Below are 13,002 nucleotides of genomic sequence, written 5' to 3'. Positions count from 1 at the left end.
ATTCTAGATCGTTGCCGGCTTTTTTGTTTTAAAATCTATTTGTCATGAAGAAATATTTCATTTTATTACTAACCGTCTTCATATTATGGAGCTGTAGCGATAACGGACCTTCCGGTCCTACTCCTGACGATTTTGATCGTGAAGCTATCCTTATAAACTGGGCAGATAACATCATTATCCCCGCATTTGCCAACTTTACAGAGTCAACCTCTCAGCTTCATGCCTCTGCTGAAAGCTTTTCTGCAGAGCCCACCCAACAAAATCTTGAGAATCTTCGTGCAAAATGGGAAACAGCCTATCTCGCATTTCAGAATGTATCCATGTTCGAGATGGGAGAAGCTATGCAACTTCGTTTTCGGGATAATCTGAATGTATATCCAACTGACACTACTGAGATCATACAAAATATCAGCGAGGGAGCTTATGATCTTGAACTTCCATCCTTGAATAATAGTCAGGGGTTACCGGCCCTGGATTACCTGCTTCATGGTTTGGGTGAAGATGATGCAGAAATACTTTCTTACTATACAATCAATACCAATGCCCAAAACTACCGAGTCTATCTGACAGATCTAACACAACGAATTGATGTCCTGACAAATCAGGTAATGAGTAACTGGACTTCCGGGTTTCGGGATGAATTTGTTTCTAACTCTGGAAACGGGGCAAATTCTTCCCTCGACATGATGGTGAATGATTACATTTATTATTACGAAAAACATCTTCGTGCAGGCAAGATCGGAATTCCTGCCGGGGTCTTTTCCGGTTCTCCACTGAGCAGCCATGTTGAAGCTTATTACAGTAAAGGATTCTCTAAAGCTTTATTCAATGAAGCCCTGACAGCCAGTATCAAATTCTTCAATGGGATTCATTTTGATGGACAGATTGAGGGACAAAGCCTGGATGATTACCTGGATTACCTAAATACAATGAAAAACGGTGCAGATCTTACATCTATCATTAACGATCAATTTGAAGACGCCAAAGTCGAGTCAGAGGCTTTAAATAACGATCTTGCTGTTCAGGTTGAAACTGATAACGGCCTTATGCTTGCCACCTACGATGAGCTTCAAAGGAATGTTGTTAACCTGAAGGTAGATATGCTTCAGGCATTGAATATCAATGTAGATTATGTGGATGCCGACGGTGATTAAGTTGTGAATACATCCTCCGTACGCGCATATTTTTCTGGCACCAAGAATGCTGCTCCATTAGCTGTGTTCCGTATCTTATTCGGGATGCTGATGCTAGGGAGCATCATTCGTTTTGTTGCTAATGGCTGGATATCCAAGTTGTATATTGAACCACAATTCTTTTTCTCGTACTACGGATTTGAATGGGTGCAACCTTTAGGGGAATGGACGTATCTGATCTTTCTTATATGCGGAATTTCTTCGCTTTTTATTGCCTTGGGCTTTAAGTACCGCATCTCGATCATCATATTTTTTATCAGCTTCACCTATATAGAGCTGATGGACAAAACCACCTACCTGAATCATTATTACTTCATCAGTATTCTTAGTTTTTTGATGATCTTTCTGCCGGCTCACGCTTATTACTCCCTGGATGCCTGGCGTGATGAAGGGATTCGCTCACAGGAAGTACCTGCATGGACCATAGATTCAATCAAGCTTTTACTGGGAATTGTTTATTTCTACGCCGGACTGGCAAAACTTAATTCTGACTGGTTATTTGAAGCCATGCCTTTGCAGATCTGGTTACCGGCCAAATATTCCATTCCACTTTTAGGAGATATTTTGCAGCAAACCTGGACCCATTATGCGTTTGCATGGAGCGGTGCAATTTACGATCTAACTATTCCTTTTCTGCTTCTTTATCGACGAACAAGGATTTTCGCTTTTACAATGGTGGTCATTTTTCATGTACTGACCCGTGTTTTATTTCCCATAGGTATGTTCCCTTATATCATGATCGCCAGTGCTCTCATATTTTTTGATGCCGGGCTTCACAACAAGATCTTGACCAAAGTCTCTGAATGGCTCAAGATCAGTAAATCACTGTTCGATAACGGAAAAACTTACCAATTTTCGAAAGACTGGTTGCGAAAAGCCTCACTTGGGGTAGTTATAATATTCTTCATTCTGCAACTTCTTATCCCCTTTCGTTACCTGCTCTATCCAGGTGAATTGTTCTGGACTGAAGAAGGTTACCGATTCTCGTGGCGGGTAATGTTGATGGAAAAAGCCGGATATGCCAATTTCAAAGTGGTAGATTCCGAAAACGAACAGCGTTTCTATGTGGATAACACCCAATTCCTGACTCGCTTTCAGGAAAAACAGATGTCCAGTCAGCCGGATTTCATTCTGGAATACGCACACTTTTTGGAAGACCATTATCAACAGCAAGGTATTGAAGATCCCAAGATCTTTGTGGAAAGCTACGTTGCTCTGAATGGCCGTCGAAGTCAGCCTTATGTGGATCCAGAAGTCGATCTCACAGAAATAGAACCCTCACTTAAATACCGTACTTGGATACTCCCTTTTAATGATAAAATTAAAGGCCTTTAGTTTTTTATTTCTATTTAGTTGGTGCTCGATGTCGATTGAGGCTCAGCACCAGATCTCTGGTTATGTTATTAATGCAGAAACCAAAGAGCCCATCGAGATGGTGGAGATCTATGATAATAACGCCGGAAAATCATTTCAAACCAATGAAGAAGGTTATTTTGAGATCAATAACCTCCCCTATGGCACCTATTTTTTGTATTTCTATAAATTGGGCTATGAGGTAGAACAGCGTCCCATTGTGCTAGACACAAAAAATGCCAATATCTACATCGAGTTGAAGAAATTGTCGCGAGAAATGTCTGAGGTGGCAATCGTGGAGCAAAGAGAAAAAGTGTTTGCCATGCAGCGTCTTCGGGAAGTGGAAGGAACTTCTATATTTGCGGGTAAGAAAAATGAAGTCATCAATCTAGAGCAAATGGTGGTCAATACTTCTTCCAATAATGCACGGCAGATATACAGCCAGATCTCCGGATTAAATATTTTTGAATCAAATGATGCCGGTTTGCAGCTTAATATTGGCGGACGTGGACTTGATCCGAACCGTTCCTCCAACTTTAACATGCGGCAGAATAATTATGACATCAGTGCAGATGTCCTCGGTTATCCCGAAAGTTATTACACACCTCCCGCAGAGGGTATCGAGGAAATTCAGGTTGTTCGCGGTGCTGCATCCCTGCAGTATGGGACACAATTTGGCGGCCTAGTAAATTTCAAGATGAAGAAACCGGTCAGAGATCGTAACATAGAATTCACAAGCCGGCAATCAGCGGGATCTAATGGACTTATTACCTCTTTCAACAGTCTAAGCGGTGCCACCGGAGATCTTGGCTATTATGGCTATTTTAACTATAAAGAAGGGGATGGTTTCCGTCCCAACTCCAATTTTAATTCTCAGAACGTTTATCTCTACACCGATTACAAGCTTGGGGAAAACACAACATTGAGTACCGATTTTACTTATTTGTACTATCTCGCCCAACAGCCCGGCGGTCTCACAGATGCCCAATTTTATAGTGATCCAACCGTGAGCAACCGAAACCGCAATTGGTTTGAAGTGGATTGGAAATTGGCTTCACTAAAACTCGAACACCGGTTTTCATACAGAACTAGACTGAGCCTATTGGCTTATGGACTAGATGCCTCGCGAAAATCAGTAGGGTTTCGAACTAACCGCGTGTCACAGGAAGATGATCTGAATGCACCTCGAGATCTGATACTTGGTAACTTCAACAATTTTGGAACTGAAATTCGCTTTTTAAATCGCTATAAGATCGCTGATATGAATTCAGTTTTTTTGATCGGTTCAAAATATTACCAATCTAACAATGAATCGATTCAGGGTCCCGGTTCAGCAAGCACAGAAGCCGATTTTATCTTGGCTGACCGACAATTCCCTAATTATCCAAACCAGTCTGATTTCGTTTTTCCTAATCGTAATGTTGCTGTTTTTGGGGAGAATATTTTTTACCTGAGAGACAACTTCTCCATTACCCCGGGCTTTCGATTTGAATATATCAACACCCGAAGTGAGGGATCCTTCAAGCGCATCAATTTTGATCTGGCCGGAAATCCAATTCAGAATGAGACTTTTGAAGATAACCGTAAATTTCAACGCAGCTTTGTGTTGCTTGGAGCAGGAATCAGTTATCTCCCCAATACACGAACGGAGTTATATGGAAATCTCTCTCAGAATTATCGCTCTGTCACTTTTAATGATATCCGTATAGTTAATCCCACATTTCAAGTAGATCCAGACATTACTGACGAAAGTGGCTTTACCACAGATTTTGGCATTCGAGGTCGCATAGGGGAATCATTTTCTTATGATATCGGTGGTTTTGGCCTGATGTATGATAACCGCCTCGGCGAGGTACTCAGAGCTGAGACCCGCACTAACGCAGATGGAGAGAGAGAGGAAACAGGCCGTGTGGTTCGATTTAGGGGAAATATAGGTCAGGCTTTTATGTATGGTATGGAAAGCTTGGTTGAACTCAATGTATTGCCCACAATCGGCAAGGATTCCCGGCACCTTAAATTCAGTCTATTTGCCAATACGGCCATCACGCAATCCGAATATCTCGATTCTGATATTCCAGGTGTGGAGGGAAATAATGTCGAATTTGTTCCTTTTTTAAATTTAAAAGCAGGCTTCAATTTTGGGTACAAAAATCTCTTGGGGAGCTTACAGTACACATACGTTTCCGATCAGTTTACCGATGCCTCCAATGCCGAACAAAACCCTTTCGATAATCAAAGTGGGATTCGAGGCGAAATTCCATCTTATGATGTCATAGACCTATCAGCTTCCTATTCCTGGAAGAATCTCACACTGGAATCGGGGGTCAATAATTTGCTGAATGCATGGTACTTCACAAGACGCGCCACAGGATATCCTGGTCCGGGTATAATTCCATCTCCACCCCGTACATTTTATCTAACCCTGGAATTGAAGATCGGGAGCTGACCTAATATTCCTGATCTGATTCCCAATTCACCGGATTCATTTCAATGTATTCAAGATGTTATTTTAGGATTTTTGATTACGGATAATGTGATCATAAAATCGGGGCTGCCATTCAAATTCATAATTTTTACGATTGCACCATCGGGTTAGGGCTCCCTTGCAATGATTACAGATAGTCGATAACGATTTAGAAATTGGTTTACCGAATTTCCGGTTTTTTTGTAGAGATACGTCGTGGCGTGGCCCTACAGAATATTTACTATTTCCATTTGTCAAAATTTGAATTATACCATGAACATGATTGAGCATCACAACAAACGCATCCAATTTTATATTGTCAAAATGATCGGGGACCTGATCCCAGAAATACCATCTCGCCCAGCCTTGCTCGGTTAATCCCCTTCACTCCATTCTTAATATTCCCAAAATAAAACCTCCGGTCTTTTGTACAGATCGTGATAAATTAAAATGATGGAAATCGATAATCCCAACCATCCAATCGAATTGACTACCTCCAATATTCCATACGCTCTTTATATTTCATTCTTCAATGGTAAGAGCGATTTCAAATCCACTCCTTACAAATAATTTTTCTTATCTTCTCGGTCAAATAAACACCACCATTCATCACCTCCTTCTTTTATGAAATATCTGGCTATTCCACTGATCTTTTTGATTACCATTTCCTGTGATCCCAATTCTAATAAAGACTCTTACAACCCTGAAGCCGACACCTTGAAATACGATCAGGAAGTTCATCTACAGAATGTACGCCAGCTTACTTTTGGTGGAGATAACGCAGAAGCTTATTGGAGCTACGACAGTGAAAAACTAATCTTTCAATCTAACTATTCTGATTGGGATGTGGAATGCGATCAGATCTTTACAATGGATATTTCTGAAAAGCAGGCCGGCTTTGAACCGACTATGGTTAGCACCGGCAATGGCCGTACAACATGTGCATACTTCCTTCCGGGAGATTCGACCTTTGTTTACTCATCCACCCACGAGGCTTCCATGGAATGCCCACAACCACCTGAACGTGGTGAAACCGGAGCTTATGTGTGGCCCATTTATGATACCTATGATATCTACAAAGCAGACACGAATGGAAATGTTATAGCCAAACTGACGGATGAACCGGGTTACGATGCTGAACCTACTGTATCTCCACGAGGTGATAAAATTGTGTTTACATCCGACCGTTCCGGTGATCTGGAACTGTACATCATGGATACTGATGGCTCTAACATCATTCAGATCACAGACAAGCTTGGTTATGATGGCGGAGCGTTCTTTTCACCCGATGGGACTCAACTGATATTCAGGGCATCACGACCCAAAACCGAAGAAGAGATCACCAAGTATAAATCTCTGCTGAAAGATGGTTTGGTTGAACCAACTAACATGGAATTATTCATTGTGAATGTGGATGGAAGCGGACTCCGACAGATCACTGATCTTGGCAATGCCAACTGGGCACCTTATTTCCATCCCTCCGGTGAAAAAATAGTCTTTTCATCCAACCATCAATCACAGCGTGGCTTTCCTTTCAATATATTCATGATCAATGTGGATGGGACAGGACTTAAGCAGATCACTTTTGACAAGCAGTTTGACTCCTTTCCAATGTTCTCACCTGACGGCAAGAAGATCGTTTTTTCATCAAACAGATTTAACGGTGGCGATCGATCAACAAATGTATTTGTTGCAGATTGGATACAAAAATAATCAAGCCTCTTTCCCAAATTATTGATCTTCTGTTTTTGAACATTCAGCCTTATAAAATTGTTTAAAAGTTAAACTCAAATAAAACAACGACTATAATGGGACTTATAGAAAAGAAAGATCTAAAACTCGACTACGATTGGAGCACACAACCCGGAGACGGACCTATTAAAAAAGACGAAGTGGATAGCACCTTATTCAATAGCGAAAGCGGAGACGATGTGCTTTCATTGTTAAATAAATACGCAGAAAAAAAAGAAAGCGATGATAAGCAGGAAGTGCTAAAAGCTGAAGATCTGATCAGTAGTGACCTTCCCAAAGATCTTAATACCGAAAAAGATGTATTTGATTGGTTATGGACAAAAATGGGAAATACGAAAAAGACGTGATTATACTGACTAACGTATCTAAAAAATAGATTAACGCGCTTCTTTCATTTTTTCAATGTTTTGAAGCTTGGCAGGAAGGCTGTTAAATTTATATGCCTTCCTTTTTCTTTAAATTTCTTATCTATCGCATTTAGCAGACTATTATCATTTACTCTCCACCACTTCATTATCAAATTCTTCAAATATCTGCCGGAAGTTCAAACCAGCTCGTATTTTAACGATCAATAAGAATATTTCAATCTAAGGAAAACCAAATTAGAGGTCTCAGTAAGATCCGTAAACACAGAACCTTTAAGAAGCTGAGCAAGCACCAGCAGGTCGATATTTTCTGTAAGTGAGCGGGTTATCTGTGGTATCAATATGATCATTTTTCGATCAAAGCTTCCCATCATCCCTCCGGATATACTTGTTAATGGGTTTATCTGAAAGGCTCCGTTCAGGAAATATCCTGTTTCAGCAATAAAAAGGTCAGACGCACTGGGTGGCCTTGTAAGTTGAGCAAAAGGGTTTAGCGATCGATTCCAGCCTCCATTGTAAAGTAGTTCCGCAGAACCATATACACCATTTTGAAACACATAATTGGATCCAACGGTTGCCGTAATATGTCCTGTTCCATCCAGAAAATTATTTCTGGGATGAAAGTAAGTAAACTCTCCTTTGAGTCCGGCACTTTTAAGATACCCGCTCCACCCCGCTCCCACAGCCAACTCTTCAAAGTAGTTTCCGGCAATGAACTGAAGATCATACTCGCCTAAATTTCCACGAACCATTCCGGCTATCACCGACTCATCAATAGTATCACCCATTCGGTAACCCACCTGTGCACTTGAGGCATAACTCCAGGAGTAGGATACATACAAAGCATCCGTCCCCGGACGTTCTTCATAATCAAAATCAAGGTAAGCGTACGTGTTGAATAGATCATTGGGATTCCACACCATAGTCTTTCCCCAGTTGATCCGCTGTCGGCCGGCATGCACCTCCCAGGGACCACTAATATATGAGAGGTGAAGTCGATCGATAGTTGTATTCAGAACAGAATTTTCAGAATCGATCCAGGTGTGGCTCAGATCAACATATCCGGGATCGTTGGACAGAAAATCACCATAACCGGGCGTATTTCTGACTGTCCAGCCATTAAAAAGGCGGGTTCTTGCATCTGCTCTGACCTCAAGCTTCTCCCCCAGATCAAAGCGACTCTCGATCCGGTGATGCAACGTATTATCAAATCTGATTGTACCCAGATCATTACTCAAGCTAAACCCACCCAATTCCTTTACATAGCCTCGAAAATCAGCCTCAAACTCAGACTGAGCAATAACAAACATTGGGCTTAACACAAATAAAAGCCCTACATAAATAAATCGACATGTACGCATTTGACTGATCACTGTTAACCGCTTACTGTTCACTGTCTCCCTTTTCCCTAACTTCATCTGATGAAATTTTTCCATCCACTAAAGTGACCACACGACGTGCCCGATCAATAACCCGCTGATCATGCGTTGAAAAAATAAAGGTCATGTTCTCTACTTCGTTCAATTCAGCCATCATATCCAACAGATCAGACGTTGAAACTGAATCCAGGTTGGCTGTCGGTTCATCAGCAAGCACAAAATCCGGCTTCGATGCCAGAGCCCTTGCCACCGCCACCCTTTGTTGCTGGCCTCCTGATAATTCTGAGGGTCGTTTATTGATCTTTTCCTCCAGCCCTACCTCTTCCAACAGTTCAATACTTTTTTCCCGGCATTCCTTTGTCGGCCTGCCCTGCATCTGCATGATAAATGACACATTTTCAAGGGCAGTAAGTACCGGGATCAGATTGTAAGATTGAAAAACAAATCCAATGTGATTCAGCCTGAAGTTGATAAGCTCCTTATCAGAAAGAGTACTTATATCCGTATCTTTGATATATGCTTTTCCTTCAGTGGGGTCATCCAGCCCGCCTATGATATTAAGCAGTGTGGTTTTGCCTGAACCGGATGGACCGACAATAGCAGTAAACTCTCCTTTCTCTATGGTCAGATCGACACCATTGAGGGCTTGAACCGGTACCTGATCCGGATTGTAAACCTTGGTCAATCCTTCTGTTCTTATCACATCCATTTTATTATTATTCCGCTTTCAGGTTAAAACTCAATAGTTCCATTCTATCCATTTACGTTTCTCAGTTAAATTTTCTTATGGCTTCAACAGGCCTGAGTTTAAGTGCCCGCCAAGCCGGGTATAATGCTGAGATCAAAGCCGCGATCGCCACTAATAACACAATATTGAGATAATATTTAAGACCCAAAGAAGGATAGATCATCGTAGTAAACCCCCATCCCTCTAGGCCTTTCGAAAACGCACTTAGATCAATTCCATTTACGCCAAAATAGGTAATAGTTAGCCAGCCAAGCAGCAAACCCGCCGGTGAACCCACCATGGTTAAGAAAATGGTCTCAAGCATGACCATACTAAAGGTGCGGCTTTTATTCATTCCAATAGCACGAAGCATTCCAAGTTCACGTGTTCTCTCCATAACGGCCATCAGCATGGTATTGATGATGCTAAAGATCAGTCCGATGATAATGATGATCATCACCATATACAGTGAGAGATCCTGCATATCATAAACATAACGGAGATCAGGTGCGATCTGTCTCCAGCTTTTCACATCAAGTTCCGGATACTCTTGCTGTAACTCTCTGGCAAAGGCATCTGCCATCACAAGTTCATGTGTATCGATCCTGATGTTATGAGTTAAATTCTCATCACCCAACAGTTCATTCAGATCGGCTTTATTTACTACCACATAATTTTCATCAAAACGACTGTCGAAACTGTCAAATATTCCTGAAACCCTGAAAGCACCGGCTGTAATATCCCCATTTACATCCTGAAAACTCAATACCATACGTGATCTTAGCTCAAGCCCCAGCCTTTCCGAAAGATCATCTCCTATGAGTATCTGATTTCGCCCCTGCGGATCAGGTAAATTACCTTCATCCAAATAACCTTTTATTGACTGAAGAGAAATTGAGGTATCATTTTCGATATCCATTCCCCAGATGGTAATACCAAAACTGTTTCTGGCACTTTGAGCCAGACCCGTAGTCACACTTTTCGCCGAAACTTCCTTAACTAATGAATTTGCTTTTAAGGACTTCACTATGTCATCAGCATTCGGTATCGAATAGTCCGGATTATAAAGATCTTCAAACTCGGGATACATAATCTGAACATGCCCCACAGTTAAATTTATCTGCCCGTTCAGGTAATCATCCAGCATCCCATTAAAAAATCCAGCAGCAAAAATGCCTGCCCAGGTTCCCAAAAGTACCGTTATGATCACTACTCCACTTCTGGTTGGATTTCTCCAAACATTCTTCCAACCAAGCTTCAGAATATACTTCAGCATATCAGGACCTCAAGGCTTTTACAGGATTCAAGCGGCTGGCCTTCAGTATCGGGTAAAGGCAGAATACCAGTGTGATCGAAAAAATTATAATAGCCTGAGAATAGAATAAAGACGGCTCCAAAGAAAATTTCAGAACAGGCTCCATACCGAAGGTTTCGATAACTTCCGCCATATCGCCACTGCTTGAAAGCCTGATAGGATTTACATGGAAATAATAGGATATGGGAAATGACACTGCTATTCCGACCAGTGAGCCTGCCATTGCAACCAGCAGCACCTCGAAAGCCAGAATGATCGCAATGGCGATCCTTGGTGTGCCCACTGAGATCATAACACCGAACTCGTAGGTTCTTTCAGTGATCATCATTAATACCGTTCCTAGTATCCCAAATCCCACCACAACATACAGGATCATAATTATTATGAATCCACTTCCACGATCAGATTCAATCGCCTGAACCAGTTCCGGCATAAGTTCTTTCCAATCCATGACCTCGTACTCCTCGTTCGATAACTTTCCGGAAAGGTCTCTGACGACATCAGCAGCAGCATCTGAGTCTTCGAGAATGAGAGAGATGCCCGTGAGCCTATTCTGAGCTGCCAAAAAATACTGTGCTGTTCCCAGGGGCATCATAACCAAACTCTTATTCAGCTCAGGATTCGGAAATTGAAGAGTGCCTTTAACCTCATACAGCCCAGCCGCACTTTGCCCTCTGTATCCCTGCCCGATCATTACAAGGCTGTCGACAACCTGTATTTCAAGCCGCTTCATAAGGTCGGCTCCAAGCAGAACAGATTGCTCATTTAAACTTGCAAGATAGGTACCGGAAATGATCCTGCTTTTTGGATCGCTTAATGCACTTTCTTTCTCAGGATCGATACCAATGACCATAGCCGCCCGACTTTGCTGTTCTCCTGCAACCAATGCATACGATTCTAACCTCGGAACAGCTTCTGTTACCTCGGGCGACTGCTCTATGATATTAAAAAGTGAATCCTCGGAAACTAAGGTGTTTTCAAGTGTTTTTTCCTCCCAATACCCCTTTTGGTGGATCTGTGCATAACCTGTAAATATCCCCACTGTATTCTCTATCATTTGGTCATATGATCCTTCATTCATCGTCCGCATTACTGATGAAAGCATGACCGCAACAATAACTGAAAGCATTGTGATGAACGTGCGTCTTTTATTCCGCCAGATATTGCGCCACGCGAGTTTTAAATACAACATGTTTCAGTTAGCAGTTAGCAGTTAATAATAAAATTGATTACAGATTACTACTTAATGTTGATCCTCGTAGTTTTTAAAATAGAAAATAAGATTCTACATAATTCGTCTGCGTCGTCGTGCATGCTTTCAAACGTCTTTTTATTGATAAAATCGGTGTCTTTTAGGAGATTTAGCCAATACTTTGATTCAAGTGCTTCTTTATATGCTATAGACATTTTAGAGGAAAAATCTGATTTAGATATAGCCCCGTTAGCTTCAGCAACATTTGCTCCAATACTGGTTCCGCTTCGCAGTAATTGTTTTGAAATAACAAATTCCCGCTTCTCTTTACTCAAAAACTGATACCCTTTTACTACACGTATCGCAAAAGCGTATGATTTGTCATATAGATTATTCTTTCCCATGTGTTTTCAATGAAATTGCAATTCCTTAGTAAGAGCTCTAAAAGAACCATTCCTTACAAAATTAATTACAAAGCCCAACAAAACACTGTTTACTGTTAATTGCTTACTGATCACTGAATACGTCTCATATTTTGAACACTGAAAAAACTTTCCGGGATGCCTTCGTTAAATTCCATGGATCTGTACTCCAAAACCGTCTTATGACCTTCTTTATCCATTGGGATCATTTCCACTTTTGAGGGTATCCGCCGGCCGTCAAATTCTTTCACTTCCATTCCATTCATCACATTGATCAGATCTCCGAATTCATCGTAGAACTCCGCCTTTAGCTCAATATATTCTTCCTTTGAGATCCAGGCATCAACTCTTGTCCAAACTACGGGAGCATCCGGCTTAGGGGTCATTTCGATCTTGTAACATTCATAACCCTGTATAGTTTCTTCACCGACCAATTCATGATTATAATCCGTAACGACTGAGGACTCCCTAACCAGGTCGTCATTTGTAAAATCCGAGCCCATCCATGACTGCATCATCATTGACGGAGGCATTTTGATGGTTCTTCCTACACTTGGAACCCAATTCCATATCTCATTACCCCGTTTCAGATATGCTGTTCCCTGGTCTCGTGCGGGAGCAGTGATCAGGATCATCGAGTATTCTGTGCCGCGGCTCCAGGTTTTCATAGACACCTCCCGACTCCAATTCGGCCGAATGATGGTCATCGTAACCTCAGCCTCGAGTGATTCCCCCCGCATTTTATCGTCCATTTTTTGGACGATCTCAGTTGCATTCTGAGCCTGTGCTGTTCCTATTATGAACAGCATTATTGCCATTGTTGAGTATGAAGATATTCTG

The 13,002-nt window shown here is 41.6% G+C and carries 11 protein-coding genes; 5 read left to right on the top strand and 6 right to left on the bottom strand.

Annotated elements, in window-relative coordinates; all coding sequences use genetic code 11:
• The first annotated feature begins 44 nt into the window (after positions 1 to 44).
• The 5 genes from ACKGJO_RS00315 (at position 45) to ACKGJO_RS00295 (ending at position 7,109) form a co-directional block, all read left to right on the top strand.
• Entirely contained in the window at positions 45 to 1,154 is a 1,110-nt protein-coding gene (locus ACKGJO_RS00315; protein ID WP_411321402.1) for an imelysin family protein, read from the top strand.
• A 3-nt stretch (positions 1,155 to 1,157) separates the two neighbouring features.
• A complete protein-coding gene (locus ACKGJO_RS00310; RefSeq protein ID WP_411321401.1) occupies positions 1,158 to 2,528 on the top strand; it encodes an HTTM domain-containing protein in 1,371 nt (456 codons plus the stop codon).
• Between the two features lie 28 nt (positions 2,529 to 2,556).
• On the top strand, positions 2,557 to 4,992 hold the full coding sequence (locus ACKGJO_RS00305; RefSeq protein ID WP_411321400.1) for a TonB-dependent receptor domain-containing protein: 2,436 nt from the start codon (positions 2,557 to 2,559) through the stop codon (positions 4,990 to 4,992).
• 642 nt (positions 4,993 to 5,634) lie between these two features.
• Positions 5,635 to 6,723 (top strand): TolB family protein, encoded by a 1,089-nt coding sequence (locus ACKGJO_RS00300; RefSeq protein ID WP_411321398.1) that lies wholly within the window; start codon positions 5,635 to 5,637, stop codon positions 6,721 to 6,723.
• A 95-nt stretch (positions 6,724 to 6,818) separates the two neighbouring features.
• Positions 6,819 to 7,109 carry a hypothetical protein gene (locus ACKGJO_RS00295; RefSeq protein WP_411321397.1) on the top strand — a complete coding sequence of 97 codons (291 nt, stop codon included), beginning with the start codon at positions 6,819 to 6,821 and terminating at the stop codon, positions 7,107 to 7,109.
• A 221-nt stretch (positions 7,110 to 7,330) separates the two neighbouring features.
• Here the strand turns inward: ACKGJO_RS00295 and ACKGJO_RS00290 are convergent, their stop codons facing one another.
• From ACKGJO_RS00290 to ACKGJO_RS00265, 6 genes are all read right to left on the bottom strand, one after another.
• Positions 7,331 to 8,437 (bottom strand): hypothetical protein, encoded by a 1,107-nt coding sequence (locus ACKGJO_RS00290; protein WP_411321396.1) that lies wholly within the window; start codon positions 8,435 to 8,437, stop codon positions 7,331 to 7,333.
• 73 nt (positions 8,438 to 8,510) lie between these two features.
• Positions 8,511 to 9,215 carry an ABC transporter ATP-binding protein gene (locus ACKGJO_RS00285; RefSeq protein ID WP_411321395.1) on the bottom strand — a complete coding sequence of 235 codons (705 nt, stop codon included), beginning with the start codon at positions 9,213 to 9,215 and terminating at the stop codon, positions 8,511 to 8,513.
• A 61-nt stretch (positions 9,216 to 9,276) separates the two neighbouring features.
• Entirely contained in the window at positions 9,277 to 10,509 is a 1,233-nt protein-coding gene (locus tag ACKGJO_RS00280) for an ABC transporter permease (RefSeq protein ID WP_411321394.1), read from the bottom strand.
• Between the two features lies 1 nt (position 10,510).
• Entirely contained in the window at positions 10,511 to 11,677 is a 1,167-nt protein-coding gene (locus ACKGJO_RS00275) for an ABC transporter permease (RefSeq protein WP_411321393.1), read from the bottom strand.
• Positions 11,678 to 11,787: 110 nt separating this feature from the next.
• Positions 11,788 to 12,144 carry a four helix bundle protein gene (locus ACKGJO_RS00270; protein WP_411321392.1) on the bottom strand — a complete coding sequence of 119 codons (357 nt, stop codon included), beginning with the start codon at positions 12,142 to 12,144 and terminating at the stop codon, positions 11,788 to 11,790.
• 110 nt (positions 12,145 to 12,254) lie between these two features.
• Positions 12,255 to 12,971 (bottom strand): outer membrane lipoprotein-sorting protein, encoded by a 717-nt coding sequence (locus ACKGJO_RS00265; RefSeq protein ID WP_411321391.1) that lies wholly within the window; start codon positions 12,969 to 12,971, stop codon positions 12,255 to 12,257.
• Between the last annotated feature and the right edge of the window lie 31 nt (positions 12,972 to 13,002).

This window comes from Gracilimonas qinghaiensis, from assembly GCF_046602855.1.
Classification (GTDB): domain Bacteria; phylum Bacteroidota; class Rhodothermia; order Balneolales; family Balneolaceae; genus Gracilimonas.
Note: the sequence above shows the minus strand (reverse complement) of the source record. Positions and strands in the feature narration are given on the sequence as shown.

Bases quoted from the DNA above. Each gene is read 5' to 3' on its own strand.
- ACKGJO_RS00315 (WP_411321402.1), top strand. From the start codon at position 45: ATGAAGAAATATTTCATTTTATTACTAACCGTCTTCATATTATGGAGC.
- ACKGJO_RS00305 (WP_411321400.1), top strand. From the start codon at position 2,557: ATGTCGATTGAGGCTCAGCACCAGATCTCTGGTTATGTTATTAATGCA.
- ACKGJO_RS00300 (WP_411321398.1), top strand. From the start codon at position 5,635: ATGAAATATCTGGCTATTCCACTGATCTTTTTGATTACCATTTCCTGT.
- ACKGJO_RS00295 (WP_411321397.1), top strand. From the start codon at position 6,819: ATGGGACTTATAGAAAAGAAAGATCTAAAACTCGACTACGATTGGAGC.
- ACKGJO_RS00290 (WP_411321396.1), bottom strand. From the start codon at position 8,437: ATGTTTGTTATTGCTCAGTCTGAGTTTGAGGCTGATTTTCGAGGCTAT.
- ACKGJO_RS00285 (WP_411321395.1), bottom strand. From the start codon at position 9,215: ATGGATGTGATAAGAACAGAAGGATTGACCAAGGTTTACAATCCGGAT.
- ACKGJO_RS00280 (WP_411321394.1), bottom strand. From the start codon at position 10,509: ATGCTGAAGTATATTCTGAAGCTTGGTTGGAAGAATGTTTGGAGAAAT.
- ACKGJO_RS00275 (WP_411321393.1), bottom strand. From the start codon at position 11,677: ATGCTTTCAGTTATTGTTGCGGTCATGCTTTCATCAGTAATGCGGACG.
- ACKGJO_RS00270 (WP_411321392.1), bottom strand. From the start codon at position 12,144: ATGGGAAAGAATAATCTATATGACAAATCATACGCTTTTGCGATACGT.
- ACKGJO_RS00265 (WP_411321391.1), bottom strand. From the start codon at position 12,971: ATGCTGTTCATAATAGGAACAGCACAGGCTCAGAATGCAACTGAGATC.